Genomic DNA, 21,205 nt, shown 5'->3' with positions numbered 1-21,205 from the left:
GCCAAGGCCAAGACAAGCTTTATTGCTTTGCATGCGCCTGACGTTGAATGCGTCTGCAAGGCAAGAAGCGGTAACCTATCAGTAGACAGTACTCTTCGATCTCGAGTTCTGTGGAGTTGATGCCGCATCCTCGTCGGAAATCGCAGCACTCTTATCCTTGCTGTTTTCCCCGTGCTCACGAGCCGACGGAACATTCATAGCCCTCTCATGACAACCCCAATCGCAACCCTCGGCACCCCCACCACCCACGGCGGCATGGTAACCACCGCCAGTTCCAATCTGGTAATCGACGGCCGTCCCGCCGCGCGCGTCGGCGATACCGTCACATGTCCTTTGCACGGTCCAGGCGTCATCACCGGTGGCGGTCTCGGCGCAATCGAAGGCCGCAATATCGCGCATCACGGTAGCAGCACCACCTGCGGCGCGACCCTGATTGTGGCAGGTGGCGGTCCGACGGTGTGATCTCATCAGTACGTTAGGCTTCAGCGCGCACGACTCCTGTCTGCACTTCGCTTCGCCTCCTGTGCTCAACTCAGGATTGGGCTTGCCACAAAATTGCGCACATGTCGGGCGCACCATAAAAAAACCGGCTGCGCCAGAAACGCAGCCGGTTTTGCTTTGCGGACCACCCAACCGGAAAACGTCTCCGGTCAGAGCAGTGCGTCAGAACGCCACATACGCCGGGCTGTTCGGCAACTCGAATCCGACGTAGACGTGTCGTCCGAAGAAGAACGGCAGGCCGAAGTCGAAGAAGTTGGACATGCCGAGCTGGCCGCCGAGACTGTTGAACGCGAACTTGCTGCCGCCCTGCGTCAGCGTGCGCGCGCTGACGAGCTGGAACGGCACGGTCGCGCTGTTGCCTTCGGTGCCGCGGATCGTCGTCGAAAGCGACTGCTCCGAGCTCGGGCAATAGAACGCGCTCGAACTCGAGCACAGCGGGAAGCTGTCCTGGAAGAAGTTGCCGTTCGATCCGGAATCGAAGAACGTCTTGTACGTCTGCCCCTTGTACGTGCCGGTCAGATCGCCGTAGGGGTCGGTGCCGTACTTCGTCACGCCGCTGATCGCATTGTTGCTCTGTGTGCCGATACCGAATATCAGCACGCCGGTCGCGGTCGCCGCGCCGTTATCGGGAACCGGCGGCAACTGCACGATCACGCCGTTGTTGTCGACCGCGAACTTCGCGACCGGATTGGCGACCTGCTGCGCGAGCGGCACCGCGACGCCCGTGCAATTCGCGCCATTCGTGCACGAGAAGTACATCGCGTTGAGCGACGTGCTCACGCAGCCCGAGCCGCAATCGTAGGTCTGCGGGCCGATGCCGAGAATGCCGTTCGCGCCGATATCGCCGACGGTGTTTTCGTCGTTGCCGGACGGGCAGCCGTTGGTGCCGGTCGGCGCCGCCGATGCATTCAGATCGCCGATGATCTGGATCGGCACGCCCGACGCCACTTCCGTGCCCATCTTCACGTCGGCCGTACGCACCGTGCCCCACGTGTAGCCGTCGGCGAAGCCCGCGCATTCGGCAAGCTGGCCACCGGTGGATGCGCGCGTGACCGGCAGGCTGCCGAGCACGGACTGCGCGGCCGAGCCGAGAATGCGCAGGCCGAAGGACGCCGTGTCGACCTGGACGTTGTCGATGGTCTGGCACACCGACGAGCCCGGCGCGCACACCGTCACCGACACGTTCGGGATGTTGACGAAGTTCGCGACGCCGGCGTTGACGTTGATCGGTACCGCGTTCGTGCCGTTGGCCGCGATCGGCTGCGCATTGGCCGTGCTGGTGCCCGAGCTGCCGCCGCCCGAACCGCCGCCGGAGCCGCCGCCCGACGAACCGCCGCCGCTGCTGGAACTGGAACTGTCGTCGCCGCCGCCGCAGGCCGCGAGCATGACGGAAAGACAAAGCACGCCGAGCCAGCGGGCGAAGCCGCCGCGTCGGGTGGAGGAGGCGGGAAGGCCGAGTGTCGTTCGATGCATACTAAAGTCTCCCGTCGCTTACTGGATATCGCTGGCGGACACGCCGGCCGGCAACGATTGCGGCAGATACGCGCTGCCCGCGAATGCGCCCATATGGCCGCTCGACTCCACGACGAGCCCCGAATCCTGCACGCTCACGGGCCCGCGCCCGCCGCGCGCGGCGCGCTGCGCCTTCAGGCCCTGCTGATATTGCGGGAAGTAGCTGCCGAGCAGGCTTGCGAGGTCCGGCACGCGCGGCCCGTGCCACGCGATCCCGAACACGACGCCTTCCGAGGACAGATATTCGTTGATGACGGTGCCGCTCGCGAGCGTCGTCGAGCGAACCGTGTAGTTCGACGCCGATGTCGACGATGCGTTCGACGCACCGCTCGCGACCGCCGCACGCGCGACGGCATTGGCGGATGTGGCGCCCTGCGGCGCGCTCATCGGATCGCCGCCGAGCACGGCGTAGGCGGGCGCCGCGGCGCACACGCTCAACGCGCCGGCCACGAACGCCAGCGCGCTTACCAGATGCCCATGACGGGGTTGCTTCGGTGCCTTCACTGGGCCTCCTATCGGTTGTCGGCCGCCCACGCGCTCTCGCTCCCGGCCGGCTCCTGACGATTGAATGACCGATGCGTCACTCATTTCTTACGCCGCTTCGTGCGGCGTGAATAGCGTCTAGTATGCCAGCCACAGCGAATAGTCCTAACGTTCGCAAGCGCACATAAGAAAAAACGCGAAGCGCAATGGTATGCGCTCCGCGTCGTCGTGCAACGTTGAGTACGTCGAAATGAGTCTTTCTTTTAACGTGCGTCAGAAGCCCAGACTGGCGAGCAGATCGTCCACTTGCGACTGATCCTGCACGACGTCGCTGCGGCCTTCGGGATTGATCTGCGGCCCGTTGAGCAGGCTTTCCGGACTGCCGCTCGCCACCGACGACATCAGCGCCGCCGCCGATGCCGCGAACTGCTCGCGCCGCTCGGGCGCGATGTTCTCGAGCAGCACGCCCAGCAATTGCTGTTCGATCAGATACACGACGTCCGTAATCTTCTTGATAACCTGGCCGGTCAGATCCTGGAAGTCCTGCGCGAGCATGATTTCCAGCAGTTGCGCGTTGGTCGCCTGGGTGCGTTGCGGCACGCTTTGCAGGAACGTGCGGGTTTGCGCGAGCAATTCGCCGGCCTCGCCCTGCGCGAGCGGCGCGTCGTACCATTTGGCCCAGCGCGCGTCGAGCGCCTGCGCTTCGGTCTGCATCGCTTCCTGCATCGGCTTGGCGAGCTCGATCGCGTTGAGCGCGCGTTCGGCGGCCTGCTCGGTCATCGTCGCGACATATTTCAACCGGTCGCGCGCGTCGGGCACGGCCTGCGCGGCGGCTTCGACCTGCTTGTCGAGGCCCAGCTCGCGCATCGAGTCGCGCAGCGTGCGCGTGAGCTGTCCGATGCGCGCGAGGATGCGGTCGCTCGACGGATCGGCTTCAGCTTCGGCAACCGCGGCTGCCAGTTCAGTGGTCAGATCGTTCACGATCAGCTCCCGGCTTTGGCCATCTTCTCGAGAATCTTGGTGAGCTTCTCGTCGAGCGTGGCGGCCGTGAAGGGCTTCACCACGTAACCGTTCGCGCCCGCCTGCGCCGCCGCGATGATGTTTTCCTTCTTCGATTCCGCCGTCACCATCAGCACCGGCAGATGCGCGAGCGCCGCGTCCGCGCGGATCTGCTGCAACATCGAGAGGCCGTCGAGGTTCGGCATGTTCCAGTCGGTGATCACGAAGTCGAAGCCGCCGCCACGCAGACGCGCGAGGCCCGCCGCGCCGTCTTCGGCTTCGTCGACGTTGCCGTAGCCCAGTTCCTTGAGCAGGTTGCGCACGATACGGCGCATCGTCGGAAAATCGTCGACGACGAGGATCTTCATGTTCTTGTCCATCTTTACTCCCTTGAGTTCTCAATGCGGCGGCGCCGCTCAATTCCAAAGTTCAGACGCGCTGCACGCGTTCGCCCATCGAGGCAAGCCGCGCCATCACGCGCCGGCTCATTTCAGAGAGCGGCGCGATCTCGCTTGCGCCGCCCATTGCAATCGCTTCGCGCGGCATGCCGAACACCACGCAACTCGCTTCGTCCTGCGCGAGCGTGTATGCGCCCGCCTGCTGCATCTCCAGAAGACCGGCGGCGCCGTCGCGGCCCATGCCGGTCAGGATCACGCCGATCGCGTTCTTGCCCGCGTGCTGCGCCGCCGAGCGGAACAGCACGTCGACCGAAGGCCGATGCCGGTTCACCGGCGCCGCATCCGACAGATGCGCGACATAGTTCGCGCCGCTTCTCGCGAGCAACAGATGCGCGTGGCCCGGCGCGATATACGCGTGACCCGGCAGCACGCGCTCGCCGTGCTCCGCTTCCTTCACGGTGATGCGGCACAGCCCGTTCAGGCGCTGCGCGAACGATTTCGTGAAGCCCGGCGGCATGTGCTGCGCGATGAGCACCGCGGGCGCATCGGGCGGCAGCGGCACGAGCACTTCGCGGATCGCTTCCGTGCCGCCCGTCGATGCGCCGACGATCACGAGCTTTTCCGTCGACACGAGCGGGTTGTTGAAATGCGGCGCGGGCTTGTGCGCAGCCGCGTTCGCGTTCGCGGGAACGCTCGACGCGTGCGCCGCCTGCTTGACGCGCGCGCGCGACGCGGCGCGAATCTTGTCGGCGAGCTTTTCGGCGTAATCGAGCATGCCGTCGCGAATGCCGACTTTCGGCTTCGTGACGAAATCGACCGCGCCGAGTTCCAGGGCGCGCAGCGTGATTTCGTTGCCGCGCTCGGTCAGCGACGACACCATCACGACCGGCATCGGCCGCAGGCGCATCAGCTTTTCGAGAAAGTCGAGGCCGTCCATGCGCGGCATTTCGACGTCGAGCGTCAGCACGTCCGGGTTGTGCAGCTTGATCAGCTCGCGCGCGACGAGCGGATCGGGCGCGGTCGCGCAGACGTGCATGTCGGGCTGCGAGTTGATGATTTCGGTCATCAGGCTGCGCACGAGCGCCGAGTCGTCGACGCACAGCACCTTGATTTTCGGCGCGTGGCTGAGTGTCATGCTTCCTCCACGATCTTCATACGCGACGTGAACAGTTCCGCACGCGGGCGCTTCACGCCCGACGCATTCGTCGTGAACAATTCCGCGCGCGGTTTCGTGCTCGCCGTGTTCGACTGGAACAGCTCGACACGCGCACGCGCCTTCGCGAGCCGTTCGGCGCGCTCTTCCGGCGTGCGCTGCACGAGCGCCTGCTCGCGTTCGACCACGACCGGGTCATGCGCGGTCTTCAGTTTCTTCACCATCACCTGGCCCGAGCGCGGCATGAACGCGACCTTGCGCGGATGCATGCCCTGCAAGTCCTCGGCGACGATGCGGATCTTCTCCAGCGCGAGATAGCGCCGCACGAATTCCGAATTGCGATCGCCGATGTTGATGGTCGTCATGCCCGCGAGCACCGCGCCGCCGCCGAACACTTTTGCTTCGAAGCGTTCGCGCCGCCCGCCACGCTTGATGAGCTCGTTGATGAGCACTTCCATCGCGTACGCGCCGTAGCGCATCGAATCGGACGATGCGTGCGATGCGTCGGAGCCGTCGTCGGGCAGCATGAAATGATTCATGCCGCCGATGCCCGCCGTGCGATCGTTGATGCACGCCGCCACGCACGAGCCGAGCACGGTGACGAGCACCATGTCTTCGCTCGTCATGTAGAACTCGTTCGGCAGGAGCTTCACGCCCGGCTTCTTGAAATGATTGTCGAAGTAAAGATTCGACGCGATGGGCAGCCCGCTCATGCCGTCTCTCCCGCGAGCGCGCGCTGCGGCTTCGCCGCCGGCTTGAGGTCGCGCGACAGCTCATACACGGTCTGGCCGCGCAACCTGAACGCCTGCGACACGTACGTGAAATTCTCCGAATGTCCCGCGAACAACAGGCCGCCCGGCTTCATCAGCGGCTCGAAGCGCGAGAGCACCTGGCCTTGCGTCGGCTTGTCGAAGTAGATCATCACGTTGCGGCAGAAGATCGCGTCGAACGGGCCTTTCAGGTCGTAGCGCGCGTCGGTCAGATTCACGCGGCCGAAGTTCACCATCGCGCGCAATTCGGGGCGCACTTTCACGAGACCCGCGTGCGAACCGGTGCCCTTCAGGAAGAAGCGCTTGAGACGCTCGACGGACAATGCCTTCACCTGATCGAGCGAATACACGCCCGCTTCGGCCTTGGCGAGCACCTGACTGTCGATGTCGCTCGCGAACACCGTGCACTGGCGCGCGGCGTGCTCGCCGAGCGCTTCGACGAGCGTCATCGCGATGGAATACGGCTCCTCGCCCGTCGACGCCGCCGAGCACCACACCGAGAACGGCTGCTGCCGGCGCTTCACGAACTCCGCGAGAATCGGAAAGTGATGCGACTCGCGGAAGAACGCCGTCAGGTTGGTGGTCAGCGCGTTGACGAACGCTTCCCACTCGGCGTTGTCCTCGTTCGTTTCGAGGCGATCGAGATACTGCTTGAACGTATCGATGCCGCATGCGCGCAGACGGCGCGCGAGGCGGCTGTACGCCATGTCGCGTTTATGGTCCGACAGCGAGATGCCCGCGCGCCGATGAATCAGCTCGCGAATGCGGGCGAAATCCGCCACCGTGAATTCGAAATCGCGCTCGACTTCCGGGCCCCGCACACTCGGGGCCAGGTCGACGCGCGGGTTGCGCGTTGCCATCATGATGTCTCGTGCTTCCTTGGCGCGCTCAGCCGCGCCCGATGTGGCGTGTTCGTCGCGCGTGACCATGCGGACTCGCGTCGTCCGTGCGTTTCGATGAAACGCCGGTAATCAGTCGTGTCGCGCGAGGCCAGCATGGTCGTTGTCGTTTCGGTTTCGTTTAGAAGGTTTCCCAGTCGCCGTCATCGGCGGTGGTTGCCTTGGCGCGCGGTGCGGGTTTCGCGACGCTGGCCGGCTTGATCGCAGCCTTGGCCACTTCCTTGCCCGCTTCCTTGCCTGTTTCCTTGATAACGGCTGCTTCCGCCGCAACTTTTGCGTTCTCGACAGAGTTCGCGTGCTTGACGACGCTCTTCGATGAAGGCTCGACACGCGCAGCCGGCGCCGACGCCTTGATGCGCGCGGCCGCCGTCGATGCGCTCGCGCGCACCGGCGCCCCGCTCTCCAGACGCCATTGCGCGACCACGTCCTTCAACTGGCGCGTCTGCTCTTCGAGCGACGCCGCAGCCGCAGCCGCCTGCTCGACGAGCGCGGCGTTCTGCTGCGTCACGCTGTCCATCTGGGTGACGGCGCGATTGACCTGCTCGATGCCGTCGGACTGCTCCTCCGACGCCGCGCTGATCTCGCCCATGATGTCGGTCACGCGGCGCACTGCCTGCACGATCTCGCCCATCGTCTGGCCGGCGCGTGCGACGAGTTCCGTGCCGCTGTCGACCTTCGCGGCCGAATCGCCGATCAGAGTCTTGATTTCCTTCGCCGCCGCCGCGCTGCGTTGCGCGAGCGAGCGCACTTCGCCCGCGACCACCGCGAAGCCGCGCCCCTCCTCGCCCGCGCGCGCCGCTTCGACGGCCGCGTTCAACGCGAGAATGTTGGTCTGGAACGCAATGCCTTCGATCACGCCGATGATGTCGACGACCTTGTTCGAACTCGACGCGATCGCATGCATCGTCTCGACGACCTGCTCGACGACCACGCCGCCGCGCGACGCGATATCCGACGCGTTCACCGCGAGCTGGCTCGCCTGGCGCGCGTTGTCGGCGTTCTGCTTCACCGTGCTCGTCAGCTCTTCCATGCTCGACGCCGTTTCCTGCAGCGACGCCGCCTGCTCTTCCGTGCGCTGCGACAGATCCGTGTTGCCGCTCGCGATTTCATGCGCGCCGACATCGATCGATTCCGCGCCGTGACGCACCGAACCGACCATCGTGGTCAGATTGCCGCGCATGCGCTCGATACCCGCGAACAGGCGGCCGATTTCGTTGGTCCTGTCGGTGTGCGTGGACTGCGTGAGATCGCCGCGCGAGATGCGGTCGAAGTGATCGACGGCGTCGTTGATCGGCTTCACGATGAGGCTGGAGAGCGCCATGCGCGTGCCGATGAGCATCAGCACCGCGAGCACGAGCACCGCGCCGATCGTCAGGTTGAGCGCCGCGATATGCGATGCCGTGCCGGCGCGCGATTGTTCCGCGTGTTCCTGATGCGATGCGACAGCGGCCGTCACGGCCTGATCGAACGCGACGAACATCGGGCTGATCTTCGTGTCGGCGATTGCGTGATACGCGGCCATGTCGTTCGCGCGGATCGCGGCGAACTCCGGCTCAACGCCGGTTTTCACGAGCGCGTCGCGTTGCGCGACGAGCGCGTCGAGCGTCTCCTTCGGCAGCATCGGCTTCGGCGTATCGAGATAGAGCTTCCAGTTTTCGTTGCTCTTGTCGAGCAGATACTGGCCGCGATCGATCGCCTTCTTCGCTTCTTCCGTGCTGCCCGCTTCGGCGAGCGAGCGCACGCGGTCGAGCGTGATGCGCGAACGCAGCAGATACGACGATGTCTCGGCCAGCGCGCGCATCGCGACCATGTCTTCCTGCGCGAGCGACGCAAGCGATGCGCCGGCGGAATTGAGGCCGACGAGCGCGAGCGCGCCGATCAGCGCCGCGCATCCGGTGAACAGCAGGCCGACGAGCGTGAGCGTCGTGCGGATCGACAACTTCTTCAACATGGCTTATTTCTCGCTTCGCTCGTTATGCGGCGACGGAGTCGATCAACTCCATCTCGCGGCTCGTCATGAGCTTTTCGATGTCCATCAGGATCAGCATGCGGCCGTCGACCGTGCCGAGGCCCGTGAGATATTCCGTTGCGAGCGTGCCGCCGAATTCGGGCGCGGGCATCACTTGTTCCTGCGTGAGCGTGAGCACGTCCGACACGCCATCGACCACCATGCCGACCACGCGATGCGCGACGTTCAGGATGATCACGACCGTCTGGTTGTCGTACTCGACGCGGCCCAGATTGAACTTGATGCGCATATCGACGATCGGCACGATGATGCCGCGCAGATTGATCACGCCCTTGATGAACGCGGGCGCATTCGCGATGCGCGTAACGTTGTCGTAGCCGCGAATTTCCTGCACCTTCAGAATGTCGATGCCGTATTCCTCGGCGCCGAGCGTGAACACCAGAAATTCCTGTCCGGCCGCTTCGGCGTGACCCGCATCACGTCGCGAAGGCGCAGCGGTATGAATCGTTTGAACGTCTGCCATGAGAGGCTCCTTCGGTATCAATGAGAGTGCGCGCCGTGCTGTGCGCGCGATTCGCGGTTGAGCGCGGCCACGTCGACGATCAGCGCGACGCTGCCATCGCCCAGGATGGTCGCGGCGGAGATGCCGTGCACCTTGCGGTAATTGGTTTCGAGGTTCTTCACGACGACCTGCTGCTGGCCGACGAGTTCGTCGATCAGCATGGCGAAACGCCGTCCCTCGGTCTGCATGATCGTGACGATGCCTTGCGTCGGCTCGGTGCGCGCGCCTTCGACATCGAACACGCGATGCAACGCGACGAGCGGCAGATATTCACCGCGCACGCGCACCACGCGCTCGCCGTTCGCGACCGTGTAGATGTCTTCGGCGACCGGCTGCAGCGACTCCATCACGAAGTTCAGCGGCAAGATGAAGATCTCGTTGCCGACCTTCACCGACATGCCGTCGAGAATCGCGAGCGTGAGCGGCAGCACGATCTTCGTCGTCGTGCCCGCGCCCTGGCGCGACATGATTTCGACGTGGCCGCCCATCGACTGGATGTTGCGCTTCACCACGTCCATGCCCACACCGCGGCCGGAGATATCGGTCACCTGTTCGGCGGTCGAAAAGCCCGGCATGAAGATGAGTTGCCAGACTTCTTCATCGCTCATCGAATCGGACACCTGCATGCCCTGCTTCTGCGCCTTCGCGAGAATCTTGTCGCGGCGCAGGCCGGCGCCGTCGTCGCTTACTTCGATGACGATGTTGCCGCCGTGATGCGCCGCCGACAGCACGAGCTGGCCGGTGGTCGACTTGCCCGCCGCGCGGCGCGCTTCCACGGTCTCGATGCCGTGATCGAGCGAGTTGCGCACGAGGTGCGTGAGCGGATCGATGATGCGCTCGATCAGGCTCTTGTCGAGCTCGGTCGCCTGACCGAACGTGACGAGTTCCACTTCCTTGCCGAGCTTGCCGGCGATATCGCGCACGAGGCGCGGGAAGCGGCTGAATACGTAGTCCATCGGCATCATGCGGATGGACATGACGGCCTCTTGCAGATCGCGCGCGTTGCGCTCGAGCTGCGCCATGCCGTTGAAAAGGCGGTCGTGCAAGGCGGGATCGAACGTGCTCGTGGTTTCCGCGAGCATCGCCTGCGTGATGACGAGTTCACCCACCAGATTGATGAGCTGATCGACCTTCTCCACGCCGACGCGAATCGAGCTGCCTTCCGCCGATGCGGCGGCCTGCGGGCGCGCCTTCTTGTCGGCATCGCTCGCGGCGGTTCTGGACGGCTGGGCGGACGGGTGTTGTACACCCGCCGCCGCCGCTTCTTCTTTTGCTGCTTCCTTGCTGGCCGCGGATGCGGGCGCTGCCTGCGCCTGCGATTGCTTCGGCTCTTCCCGTAGCGTGGGTCGTGCTTCTTCCACTGCCGGCGTTGCTTCGGCGGATTGCGCCGCCGCGTCGCCACGGCCGATCGTGATCTGCGCTTCATCAATCACGAAACAGCACACAGCGACGATATCGTCGGCCGGGACGTCCGAGTCGAGCCATACCACGTACTCGGCGTCCGTCTTCTTTTCTCCGACGATGCTTCCCAGATTCCCCAGCTCGCCGATCAGCGTTGCCAGGTCCTTCTCGCCCACCCCCCGTAGCGTAATTTTCAGGTGGGGTCCAACTTCCGCCACCGGTGCGCCGGTGTGTCCCGGCGTTGCATCGGCAGCGGTTCCTGCATGCGTGATTCCATCGGTGAGCTCGAACGCGCCGTCCCAGTTGCCGTCGTCCTCGATCGCGTCCATCGCCTGCGCGACCACGTGCGCGGGCGCGGCGTTCGGTCCTTCGTAGGCGGGCGCGACGCTCGCGTTCGACGCGACTTGCTGCGTGCCCGGCAGCGCGGGCGGCTCGATCTTCGCGGGCGCATCGCCGGCTTCGGCGGTCTCGTTCTTCAGGCGTTCCAGCTTCGCGCAGATCGCGGCGGCCGCGGCCGCATCCGGCTCGGCGCTCGCGCGATAGGCGGCGAGCTGGTCCGAGAGCACGTCCTTGGTCGCGAGGAAGGTGTCGATCATGTCGCGGCGCAGGACCAGCTCGTTGTTGCGTGCGCGGTCCAGCAGCGATTCGAGAATGTGCGTCGTTTCGGTGAGCGCGGTGAAGCCGAAGGTCGCCGCGCCGCCCTTGATCGAGTGCGCCGCGCGAAAGATCGCCGCGAGGTCTTCCGGGTCCGGATTCGCGATATCCAGAACGAGCAGCAGCTGCTCCATCTGCGCGAGCAGTTCGTCCGCTTCGTCGAAGAAGGTCTGGTAGAACTGGGTAATGTCGAGTGTCATGCTTGAGTCACCATCGGCGCGTGCTTGCGCGGGTTGTCTTGGGCTTCGGCTTCAGTGCTGCGTGTCTTCCGAGAGCGCGGCGACGAGTTCGGTCAGCAGGTCCGGATCGAGCGGCTTCTCGATCCAGCCCGTCGCGCCCGCCGAACGCGCCGCGTCCTTGAACGGCTCGCCGCCTTCGGTCGTCAGCACGAGAATCGGCGTCGCCTTGTAAGCGGGGTTGCCGCGCAGCGCCACGATCAGATCGAGCCCGCTTCTGCCCGGCATGTGCTGGTCGGTCAGAACGAGATCGAAGCGCTCCGCGAGCGCCCACTCCAGGCCTTCGTCGCCGTCCGACGCGACGGTCACTTCGTAACCCGCCGTCGACAGCGTCGCCGAGAGGATTTGCCGCATCGCGGCGGAATCGTCGATTGCCAGAATGTGTTTGATCATGTTTGTCTCTTGCCGGGATGACGGTCAAAACGTGTCGAGTCTTGAGCGTCTTTTTCGAGCAATCTGCTCAATGCGCCGCAGGCCGAGCCGCGACACCGGGAATAAGCTGGCCGAGCGCAGTCGTGGGCGCGCCTTGCTCGTCCGTGCCGTTGTCGAGCGTCGCGCCGGGCGAGCCGTCGTCGCGCAACATCGACATTTCCGCCCGCCGGTTGAGCACGATGACGCTGATGCGCCGGTTCTCCGGATCGAGCGGGTCCTTTTTGTTCAGGTTCTGCGTCGATGAAAGGCCGAGCACGCGCAGCACTTTCGCCTCGTCCATGCCGCCCGCAACCAGCTCGCGCCGTGACGCGTTGGCGCGGTCCGCCGACAGCTCCCAGTTGCTGTAGCCCTTGTCGCCGCCGGCGTACTTCACGGCGTCGGTGTGCCCCTGCACGACGATGCGGTTCGGCACGTCGTTCAACGTCCTGCCGATCTCGCGCAGGATGTCGCGCATGTAGGGCTGCACGGCGTCGCTGGAGAGCGCGAACATCGGGCGCTTCTGGGTATCGACGATCTCGATGCGCAAGCCCTGCTGCGTCGATTCGATGCGGATCTGCTGCCTGAACTGGCGCAACGTGGGATTGGCCTCGATCGCGGCCATGAGCTTCACCTGAAGATCGTGCAGGCGCACCTGTTCGCGCCGTTCCAGCTCGCCTTGCGCGGCCTTGAGCAATTCTTCGTCGGCGTCGGACGAGGCGCGTTGCGCGAGCTGCGTGCTGCCATTGGTCTTGCGCGCCGCGCCCGCTTCGCTGCTGGAGATGTCGCGTCCGCCGCCGGTCAGGATGCTGTTGTCCATGCCGACGGTCTTGCCGCCGACCATCGCCGCCTTGAGCGGCATGTTGAAGTACTCGGCGATGCCGCGCCGCTGCACCGGCGAGGTCGACGAAAGCAGCCACATCAGCAGGAAGAACGCCATCATCGCGGTCATGAAGTCCGCATAGGCGAGCTTCCACGCGCCGCCGTGATGGCCCTTCTTGCCGGCGACGATGCGCTTGATGAAGATCGGACGTTCGCGTTCGGTGCTCATCGCTGTGTCTCGAATGATGAGGAAGTCACTTCGACTTGACCCGGCGCACGTGTTCTTCCAGTTCGGAGAACGACGGGCGCTCCGTCGAGAACAGCACCTTGCGGCCGAACTCCACCGCGATAGCGGGCGCGTAGCCGTTCAGGCTCGCGAGGATCGTCACCTTGATGCACTGGAACATCTTGGTCTGCTCCGCGACGCGCTGTTCCGCGACGTTCGCGAGCGGGCCGATGAAGCCGTAGGAAAGCAGAATGCCGAGGAAAGTGCCGACGAGCGCCTGCGCGATCATCTCGCCGAGAATCGCGGGCGGCTGATCGGCGGAGGCCATCGTGTGGACGACGCCCATCACCGCCGCGACGATACCGAACGCGGGCATCGCGTCGCCGACCTTGGTGAGCGCGTGCGCGGGCGCTTCGCCTTCGACGTGATGCGTCTCGATCTCCTCGTCCATGAGGCTTTCGATCTCGAACGCGTTCATGTTGCCGCTGACCATGAGGCGCAGATAATCCGTCAGGAATTCGACGATGTGGTGATCCGCGAGAATCTTGGGGTACTGGCTGAAGACCGGGCTCTTCGACGGGTCTTCGATATCCGCTTCGAGCGCAAGCGTGCCTTCCTTGCGCGCCTTCGCGAGCAGCACGTAGAGCAGGCCCATCAGCTCCATGTACATGCTCTTGTCGTACTTCGCGCCCTTGAAGAGCGTCGGAAGCACCTGGATGGTCGCCTTGATGGTCTTGACGTTGTTGCCGAGGATGAACGCTCCGACGCCCGCGCCCGCGATCATCAAGATTTCGACAGGTTGCATGAGCGCGCCAAGGTGGCCGCCTTCGAGCGCGTAACCGCCGAACACGGACAGCAATGTCACGAGCGATCCTACGAAAATCAGCACAGTCGAGTCCTCACTTGTGGGTGCGGTTAGACCGCCGTTAAGTGGTTTACGGCACTCGACTGAAAAACTTTGGGGCAAATCCAGAGGCGCGGCAAACGCTAAACCCCGCGCCGCAGCAAGGGCTGCGGCATCAGGCCGCGATGCGCGGCGCGTGCGCCGTGACGCCCGGCGGCATCGACGCCTTGCGGGTCTTGCCCGCGCGCGACGGCGGCTGGCACAGGCCGCAGACGTAGCCCGCGCGCAGCTCGTACGCGTGCGCGACGAAGCGCCCCCCGCAGCGCGTGCAGGCGTTGGTCTGCAGCATGCCGGATTCGAAGTAGCGCACGAGTGTCCAGGCGCGCGTGAGCGAGAGCACGGGTTCGTCGCCGTGCATCTCGAGATGTTCGAGGTAAAGACGGTAGCTTTTGACGATCTTCTGAATCGTCGAATTCACGCCGCCGTGCGTATCGACGAAACGAAAAATCGCGTGAAACAGCGACGAATGGATGTTCGGCTGCCAGGTCATGAACCAGTCGGTCGAGAACGGCAGCATGCCCTTCGGCGGCGACGCGCCCTTCAGCTCCTTATAGAGCTTGATGAGACGGTCGCGCGACAGGCTCGTTTCCGCTTCGAGCAACTGCAGGCGCGCGCCGAGCTCGATCAGCTCGATCGCCAGAGTGATTTCGCGGACTTCCGCGACCACGCTTTTCGTCGCCATCGGCGTATCAGGTGCGCTAGCCGATCTGTTCGACGGACGCGTCCGCGAGCAGAATCGCCGCGTGTGCGTGGGCGAGCGCCGCGCTTCGGTCCTTGTCGGCGAGCGAGGAGAGGATGGTGTGGTCGTCGAAACGGAAGCGGCACAGCAGATGGCTCGACGACGCCACTTTCACCGCTTGCGCGAGCGTGAGCGAGGTCAGCACCTGCGCGACCTGATCGGACAGCCCGAGGCGGTACATCGCCGAAACGCGGTCTTCCTGAAGAAGCCGCTGCGCGAGGAGCAAGTACGACAGATTCACCTCGCGGATTTCCGCGAGCGTACTCGTAGTGCTGGTCGTCATCTGTTCCCCGAATCGATACGTGGCTGGTCAAGGCCCGGCGGGAACGTTTGCTCGGATTCGCAAAGGACATCGAATCCGGCCCCGCGCGTGTTGTCTGGTGTCGATTCGATTGTCGCCGATGCCCGCGCAAGCGCCTGTCGGACAAACCTTCCGACACAACGACGGAGTTTCGCGAAGATTCGTGTAGGAAAAATTCTTACATGACGTCGTTCTTACCTTGCGAATAGCAGATAAGTTATCGGCACATATTCGTCTGACTTAATGGCTTAATGACAACGCTCGATGCTGGGCGGCCCGCGCGCCGCCCGCATATGCTGCAGCGCAGTGCGGGACCGGGAATTGCTTAAGTTCATCCGCGGCTGTTCAACGCTTCAAATTCGTCCACATCGTCCGTTCCGATGCAATTTCTGACTTCGTAACAGCACATGTTTCGCGCTGTAACAACGATAAGCGATTGAAAAATGACGTGAAATGCCGCTCTCGATACCGATAATGGGCAGTAAGGGATAACCCGGTCGCGATGTTTTCTCATCTCCGGGCCGATCTCGGGCGGCGTCACATCGACACGCGGCCCGCCCGAATGGCATGTTGAGCGCTCGACCGGAGCGTGACTGCAATGCCTCACCTACATGGAGAGTCACGTTATGCGAATCGCACAAATTGCACCGTTGCACGAAGCAGTACCTCCGAAGTTTTACGGCGGCACTGAGCGCGTCGTGTCATACCTGACGGATGCGCTCGTCGACCTCGGCCACGATGTAACCTTGTTCGCAAGCGGCGATTCGCAAACCAAGGCGACGCTGGAACCGGCCTGGCCGCGCGCGCTGCGCCTCGATCCGACCATTCGCGATGCGCTCGCGCCGCACATGCTGCTGCTCGAAAACGTCCGCCGCCGCGCGCACGAATTCGACGTGCTGCACTTCCACCTCGACTACATGCCGTTTCCGCTGTTCACGCAGATGGACACGCCGTTCGTGACGACGCTGCACGGCCGTCTCGATCTGCCCGAGCTACAGCCGATCTTCGACACCTTCACGAAGGCGAACGTCGTTTCGATCTCGGACAATCAGCGCGGGCCGCTGCCGCAGGCGAACTGGCTCAACACGGTTTATCACGGTCTGCCGCATGAGCTGCTGACGCCGCAACCGCACAAAAAGCCGGAATATCTGGCGTTCCTGGGCCGTATCTGCCCGGAAAAGCGCGCCGATCTCGCCATCAAGATCGCGGCGCAGAGCGGTCTGCCCCTGAAGATCGCCGCCAAGGTGGACAAGGCCGACCAGGAATACTTCAAGTCGACTATCGAGCCGCTGCTGTCGCAGGCGCACGTGGAATTCATCGGCGAGATCACCGAGGCGCAGAAGCCGGAGTTTCTGTCGGGTGCCAAGGCGCTGCTCTTCCCGATCGACTGGAACGAGCCGTTCGGTCTGGTGATGATCGAGGCAATGGCCTGCGGCACGCCGGTGATCGCGTTCAATCGCGGCTCGGTGCCGGAAGTGATCGACCACGGCGTGACGGGTTTCATCTGCGAGGACGTGCAAGGCGCCGTGGGCGCGCTGCAACGCCTCGACGAACTGTCGCGCACGGAAATCCGCGCGCAGTTCGAGCGCCGCTTCAGCGCGCAGACGATGGCGCAGAACTACGTCGAAAGTTATACGGCGATGCTTCAGGCCGCGAAGCGCCCGGTGTTGCGTCAGGTCGCGGTCGGCTGATAGCGCGCGCGAACGACTGATTCACGCTAGATCGAATGCCGCCCGTTTATCGGGCGGCTTTTTTATGCGCGCTGCATATTGAAGCGCGTATTCATCCGAATACGGAACAATCCGAAGTTTCGATGCAATGCCCGTGAATTGAGAGCCGATCGACCATTTTTGACAGTTCGCAAAAGACACCGCGCTTAAACTCCGCTGCGCAAGCGCATCACGCGTTCTTGTTTTAAATCAACGGCTTTTCATTCTCTTCACGTAGGCAGAATCATGCATTTGTCGAAGCGTCTCGGCGCGGAAATTTTCGGTACTTTCTGGCTCGTGCTGGGCGGCTGCGGAAGCGCCGTGCTGGCGGCGGCCTTTCCTCAACTCGGCATCGGCTTCGCTGGCGTTTCGCTGGCGTTCGGCCTCACCGTGCTGACGATGGCCTACGCCATCGGTCACGTGTCCGGCTGCCACCTGAACCCGGCCGTGAGCATCGGTCTTGCGACCGCTGGCCGCTTCCCGGTGCGCGATCTCGTGCCGTACATCGCCGCGCAAGTGATCGGCGCGACGCTCGGCGCGTGGGTCATCTATCTCATCGCGACGGGTAACCCGAGCTTCGACTTCGCTTCGAGCGCGTTTGCCGCAAATGGCTTCGGCGAGCACTCGCCCGGCCATTTTTCGATGACGGCGGCACTGGTTTGCGAAATCGCGATGACGTTCTTCTTCCTGTTCGTGATCCTCGGCGCCACCGACGACCGCGCGCCGAAGGGCTTCGCGCCGCTCGCCATCGGCCTGTGCCTGACGCTGATCCATCTGATCTCGATTCCGGTCACGAATACGTCGGTGAATCCGGCGCGCTCGTCGAGCCAGGCGTTCTTCGTCGGCGGCTGGGCGCTCGATCAGCTCTGGCTGTTCTGGATTGCGCCGATCGTCGGTGCGATTCTGGCGGGCGTGCTTTATCCGGCTCTGACGCGTCAGAAATAAGCGTCGGCGGTTAAAAATCGGCGGTAAGCAGACGGGCGCGAATTGCGCCCGTTTTTGTTTTTTCGCCACGCCGCGCACTCGAAAGCGCGTTCGAAAGATTAAACAGCCGCGACAGATGTAATGCCGAATTACGCAGCATGCTTATGAATTGCTGCGACACTGATTTTCACGAATTCTCATTGCTGGGTGCGAGCCTTGTGGAATAAGGCTTTCGACGATTTCGCCAAGCGGATTCGGCTGTCTCGATCCCTTACGACGCCCTTGCACACGGTAACAAGTCGTCGACGCGTGTAAGACAGCGGGCGCTTACATTGGACTCATGCGACACACGTCGCCACAAAGGAGAAACACAATGAAGCGCATCGTCACCCAAATGCTTGTCGCAACCGGCCTCGTGATCGGTGCGGTCGGAGCGGCACAGGCCCACAGCGATCTGCACATCGGCGTCTCGCTCGGCGCGCCGGCTTATGTGGCCCCGGCTCCGGTCTATGTGCGTCCTGCCCCGGTGTATCGCGCGCCGTACTATCGCCATGAAGAACCGCGCTGGCACGGCGGCTACGGCCACGACAACGGCCGCTGGAACCGCGCGGGCTACTACAACCACGGCGGCTACGGCAACAACTGGGGGCATCGCGGATAAGCGATACGGGCCGCCTGTGCATGCCGGCGGCCCGTCGTAACGGATGCTCAGTCGGGCGTCTGTCCCGGCGACGCCAGTTCGTCGCGGATGCCGAACAGCTTGCGCAGATGATGCGCGACGCCCGCTTCGAAGTTGTTCCCGACGCGCGGCACGTTCGGCAGGCGCTTGATGAGGTCGGGGTTGGCGTTGTTCATCATGAACGGATGCCCGGCGGTTTCGAGCAGGTCGATATCGTTCATGTTGTCGCCGAACGCGACGCACTGCGCGGTATCGACATCCAGCCGCTCCAGCACGAAGCGCAGCGCCCGCCCCTTCGACACGTCCGACGTCATGACTTCCAGACAGTCGGGCAGCGAATATGTGACGTAAAGCGAGTCGCCGAACTCGCGCTCTAGGTTCGCGGCGGTTTGCGCGAGATCGTCCGGCTCGCCGATATACAGCACTTTCGCGATGTTCTCGCCATCATGCTCGCGCAGATCCATCACTTCGTACTTGAAGCCCGAATCCTGGTGGAAGACCAGCAGTTCGGGCGCGTGGCGGTCGATGAGCCAGGCGTCGTCGGCAAAAAGATTGACGATGACGCGGCCGTGGTCGCCCGTGAGATCCGGCTGCACCAGACGGCGCACGGCGGCGGGATCGAGGTCGCGCGAATAGATGCGTTCGTCGCCGGGCGCGTGCACGCGCGCGCCGTTGGACGTGATCAGATAGGCGTCGACGCCGAGCAGATCGCGGATGCCGGCGACATCGCGATAATGCCGCCCCGTCGCAATGATGATGGGCAGGCCGCGCGCCGCCAGCGTGCGCACGGTTTCTGCGGTGAAGGGATCGAGCTGGTGGCCGCTGTTCAGAAGCGTACCGTCGAGATCAGTAGCGATGACCGAGTACATGACTGCCTTTGTGGTGCCGCGAAGACCGCTATTTTATCGCGTCGCGCTGCCCGCATCCGGCAATGCGGCCGCCGCGCGCCGCGCCAGTGCGAGCGCGCCCGCCGCGGAATCGGCGCGAGGCGTCCGCAAGCGCTCGCGCAATCCGGCCGCAACGAACGGCTCGTAAGGCGCGGCGAGCCCGCCGCACAGTGCGACGGGCAGCACGCCTGCGGGGTCGAGGGCCGCGACCAGCCGTTCTATCTCGAAGGCCGCGCGCTTGAGCAGCCGCGCGGCGACCGGATGATCGCGGAATTCGAACACCGAGGGCGCGAGCGTTGCGTAAGCGGTCTGATTCGCGTTGCAGAGCCAGACCACGAGACTGTCGCGATCCGTCGCGCCCGTCGACGCGAGCAGCGCGCGCGACCAGCCGTCTTCCGGCGCGCGGCCATCGAGCACGCGCTGGAGATGAACCACCGCGCGCAAGCCGAGCCACGCGCCGCTGGCTTCGTCGCCGCTCGGGAAACCGTAGCCGCCCGCGATGCGGCACACGCCGGCCTGATCGAGCGACGCCGCGATACTGCCCGTGCCGAGCGCGACGATCACGCCGGCCTCGCCGCCGTGCGCGCCGAGCACGGTCGTATAGGCGTCACTTTCGACGCTCAGCGCGCGCAGGTCAGGCGCCGCCGCGAGAAAGGCCGCGAGCCAGTCCGCGTTGTTCACGCCCGCGAGCCCGCAGCCGAGCGCGCAGTTGCGCCAGTCGAAGGGCAGCGCGGCGGCGTCGAACGCGCGGCGGCATGCGTCGCCGATCGACTGCCACGCGCGCTCGACGCCGAGCCCGAGGCCGGAGGGTCCGCCGCTCGCGCGCGCGAGTTCGACGCCTTGCGCGTCGGCGAGGATCGCGCGCGTGCCGCTTCCGCCGCCGTCGACGCCGACGAGAAAGCCCTGGGATGCCAAATTCGTGGAGGTATTCATGGGCGCAAGCTTACCGTCGGCCGTGGCGCGCGCCAATCGGCCGAACGGCATAGATGGCGCGGCGCGGGCGTTCCGCTATGCTGACGCGATTCAGAATGATGAGGACCCGCAATGGCAGACACCGATCAAACCCGCTGCGCCTGGGCCACGACCGACGCAATGATTCAGTACCACGACGACGAATGGGGCGTGCCGTCGCGCGACGACCGTCATCTGTTCGAGATGCTGGTGCTGGAAGGCGCGCAGGCCGGTCTTTCCTGGTCGACGATCCTCAACAAGCGCGAGGGCTATCGCGCGCTCTTCGCGGGCTTCGATATCGACAAGGTGGCGCGCTTCACCGACAAGGACATCGAGCGGATCGTGCTGGACGCGCGCATCGTGCGCAACCGGGCGAAGATCGCGTCGGCCGTGCTGAATGCGCGCGCCGTGCAGCAGATCCAGCAGGAACATGGGTCGTTCGCGGCGTTCGTCTGGTCCTTCGTCGACGGCAAGACCATCGACACGCCGCGCGATGCGGAAAATCCCACGCCCGCGTCCACGCCGGAGTCGGACGCGCTGAGCAAGGCGCTCAAGAAATACGGCTGCAAGTTTGTCGGCACGACGATTTGCTACGCCTTCATGCAGGCCACGGGCATGGTCAACGATCACGCGGCCGATTGTCTCTCGCGCGCAAGAAGCAAAACAAAACGTCGATCCGCAGCGAAATCCTCACACTAAAGCGATTCGTATGCGGAACATTTTTGCTTTTTGAAAACGTTGTGAGGGTAAATCGTACACCGCAGGGTATATCCCGATAGAAGCTGATTTTTTTGCAGTGAAGCACGCGCAATTCCCCGATCAGCAAGGATTCCGGGCTTCTTTTCCGCACTGCACGAACGTGCGGTCCGTGTAAAAATGGCGTCCTCGCGTGCGCTAGCGCACCTTTTTACCGGACCGAACCGTTATAACTGGCGGTGTACGGATCGTTCACTGAGTGTAGAAATCCGACGCGAGCACATCGGGCGCTGTGAGACCTTACGCCCAGGCCGGGAAGACCCACCATGCTCGAAGCAGTGTCCGGGCGGCGAAGCGTTGCTTCAGGTTGCGGCACATTCGCAACGACGCCGCCGCTCCGGTGAGGCAAGGCGCAGGTTCTC

General features: G+C 64.1%; 22 protein-coding genes. 5 read left to right on the top strand and 17 right to left on the bottom strand.

Features of this window, described 5'->3' with window-relative positions; genetic code table 11:
- The first annotated feature begins 207 nt into the window (after positions 1-207).
- Positions 208-462: a PAAR domain-containing protein gene (locus NK8_RS00675; protein WP_213226843.1), complete on the top strand. Its 255-nt coding sequence runs from the start codon at positions 208-210 to the stop codon at positions 460-462.
- 201 nt (positions 463-663) lie between these two features.
- Here NK8_RS00675 and NK8_RS00670 read toward each other — a convergent pair whose 3' ends face one another.
- The 15 genes from NK8_RS00670 to flhD form a co-directional block, all read right to left on the bottom strand.
- A complete protein-coding gene (locus NK8_RS00670; protein WP_213226842.1) occupies positions 664-1,974 on the bottom strand; it encodes a DUF3443 domain-containing protein in 1,311 nt (436 codons plus the stop codon).
- A gap of 18 nt (positions 1,975-1,992) precedes the next feature.
- The gene (locus NK8_RS00665; RefSeq protein WP_213226841.1) at positions 1,993-2,517 is read right to left on the bottom strand and encodes a DUF2844 domain-containing protein; all 525 of its coding nucleotides are present in this window, start codon (positions 2,515-2,517) and stop codon (positions 1,993-1,995) included.
- 252 nt (positions 2,518-2,769) lie between these two features.
- Positions 2,770-3,477 carry a protein phosphatase CheZ gene (gene cheZ / locus NK8_RS00660; RefSeq protein ID WP_162064706.1) on the bottom strand — a complete coding sequence of 236 codons (708 nt, stop codon included), beginning with the start codon at positions 3,475-3,477 and terminating at the stop codon, positions 2,770-2,772.
- Positions 3,478-3,479: 2 nt separating this feature from the next.
- Positions 3,480-3,875, bottom strand: a complete 396-nt coding sequence (gene cheY, locus NK8_RS00655) for a chemotaxis response regulator CheY (protein WP_035497920.1) — start codon at positions 3,873-3,875, stop codon at positions 3,480-3,482.
- Between the two features lie 49 nt (positions 3,876-3,924).
- Complete coding sequence (locus NK8_RS00650; RefSeq protein ID WP_162064705.1) at positions 3,925-5,028, bottom strand: chemotaxis response regulator protein-glutamate methylesterase; 1,104 nt, start codon at positions 5,026-5,028, stop codon at positions 3,925-3,927.
- Positions 5,025-5,759 (bottom strand): chemoreceptor glutamine deamidase CheD, encoded by a 735-nt coding sequence (gene cheD, locus NK8_RS00645; protein ID WP_213226840.1) that lies wholly within the window; start codon positions 5,757-5,759, stop codon positions 5,025-5,027. The genes NK8_RS00650 and cheD overlap by 4 nt, the downstream gene beginning before the upstream one ends.
- On the bottom strand, positions 5,756-6,679 hold the full coding sequence (locus NK8_RS00640; RefSeq protein WP_213228421.1) for a CheR family methyltransferase: 924 nt from the start codon (positions 6,677-6,679) through the stop codon (positions 5,756-5,758). Before NK8_RS00640 ends, cheD begins: the two co-directional genes overlap by 4 nt.
- A gap of 157 nt (positions 6,680-6,836) precedes the next feature.
- On the bottom strand, positions 6,837-8,666 hold the full coding sequence (locus NK8_RS00635) for a methyl-accepting chemotaxis protein (protein ID WP_213226839.1): 1,830 nt from the start codon (positions 8,664-8,666) through the stop codon (positions 6,837-6,839).
- A 22-nt stretch (positions 8,667-8,688) separates the two neighbouring features.
- A complete protein-coding gene (gene cheW, locus NK8_RS00630; RefSeq protein ID WP_061172613.1) occupies positions 8,689-9,207 on the bottom strand; it encodes a chemotaxis protein CheW in 519 nt (172 codons plus the stop codon).
- 17 nt (positions 9,208-9,224) lie between these two features.
- The gene (gene cheA, locus NK8_RS00625; protein WP_213226838.1) at positions 9,225-11,501 is read right to left on the bottom strand and encodes a chemotaxis protein CheA; all 2,277 of its coding nucleotides are present in this window, start codon (positions 11,499-11,501) and stop codon (positions 9,225-9,227) included.
- A 51-nt stretch (positions 11,502-11,552) separates the two neighbouring features.
- A complete protein-coding gene (locus NK8_RS00620; protein ID WP_162064701.1) occupies positions 11,553-11,930 on the bottom strand; it encodes a response regulator in 378 nt (125 codons plus the stop codon).
- Positions 11,931-11,997: 67 nt separating this feature from the next.
- On the bottom strand, positions 11,998-12,996 hold the full coding sequence (gene motB / locus NK8_RS00615) for a flagellar motor protein MotB (protein ID WP_162064700.1): 999 nt from the start codon (positions 12,994-12,996) through the stop codon (positions 11,998-12,000).
- A 25-nt stretch (positions 12,997-13,021) separates the two neighbouring features.
- On the bottom strand, positions 13,022-13,882 hold the full coding sequence (gene motA, locus NK8_RS00610) for a flagellar motor stator protein MotA (RefSeq protein ID WP_061158787.1): 861 nt from the start codon (positions 13,880-13,882) through the stop codon (positions 13,022-13,024).
- A 130-nt stretch (positions 13,883-14,012) separates the two neighbouring features.
- A complete protein-coding gene (gene flhC / locus NK8_RS00605) occupies positions 14,013-14,579 on the bottom strand; it encodes a flagellar transcriptional regulator FlhC (protein ID WP_213226837.1) in 567 nt (188 codons plus the stop codon).
- A gap of 16 nt (positions 14,580-14,595) precedes the next feature.
- Entirely contained in the window at positions 14,596-14,919 is a 324-nt protein-coding gene (flhD, locus tag NK8_RS00600) for a flagellar transcriptional regulator FlhD (RefSeq protein ID WP_213226836.1), read from the bottom strand.
- Positions 14,920-15,563: 644 nt separating this feature from the next.
- On the opposite strand from flhD, the gene NK8_RS00595 reads away from it, so the two are divergent.
- The 3 genes from NK8_RS00595 (at position 15,564) to NK8_RS00585 (ending at position 18,231) form a co-directional block, all read left to right on the top strand.
- Positions 15,564-16,628, top strand: a complete 1,065-nt coding sequence (locus NK8_RS00595) for a glycosyltransferase family 4 protein (protein WP_162064697.1) — start codon at positions 15,564-15,566, stop codon at positions 16,626-16,628.
- Positions 16,629-16,892: 264 nt separating this feature from the next.
- The gene (gene aqpZ, locus NK8_RS00590; protein WP_162064696.1) at positions 16,893-17,591 is read left to right on the top strand and encodes an aquaporin Z; all 699 of its coding nucleotides are present in this window, start codon (positions 16,893-16,895) and stop codon (positions 17,589-17,591) included.
- Positions 17,592-17,943: 352 nt separating this feature from the next.
- Positions 17,944-18,231, top strand: coding sequence for a PXPV repeat protein (locus NK8_RS00585; RefSeq protein WP_213226835.1), 288 nt, complete (start codon positions 17,944-17,946; stop codon positions 18,229-18,231).
- Positions 18,232-18,278: 47 nt separating this feature from the next.
- Here NK8_RS00585 and NK8_RS00580 read toward each other — a convergent pair whose 3' ends face one another.
- Both NK8_RS00580 and NK8_RS00575 read right to left on the bottom strand, forming a co-directional pair.
- Positions 18,279-19,118, bottom strand: coding sequence for a Cof-type HAD-IIB family hydrolase (locus NK8_RS00580; RefSeq protein WP_213226834.1), 840 nt, complete (start codon positions 19,116-19,118; stop codon positions 18,279-18,281).
- Positions 19,119-19,151: 33 nt separating this feature from the next.
- A complete protein-coding gene (locus NK8_RS00575; protein WP_213226833.1) occupies positions 19,152-20,069 on the bottom strand; it encodes a BadF/BadG/BcrA/BcrD ATPase family protein in 918 nt (305 codons plus the stop codon).
- A gap of 111 nt (positions 20,070-20,180) precedes the next feature.
- On the opposite strand from NK8_RS00575, the gene NK8_RS00570 reads away from it, so the two are divergent.
- Complete coding sequence (locus tag NK8_RS00570; protein WP_213226832.1) at positions 20,181-20,786, top strand: DNA-3-methyladenine glycosylase I; 606 nt, start codon at positions 20,181-20,183, stop codon at positions 20,784-20,786.
- Positions 20,787-21,205: the final 419 nt, after the last annotated feature.

This window comes from Caballeronia sp. NK8, from assembly GCF_018408855.1.
Taxonomy (GTDB): domain Bacteria; phylum Pseudomonadota; class Gammaproteobacteria; order Burkholderiales; family Burkholderiaceae; genus Caballeronia.
This window is presented reverse-complemented; position numbering and strand designations above follow the sequence as displayed.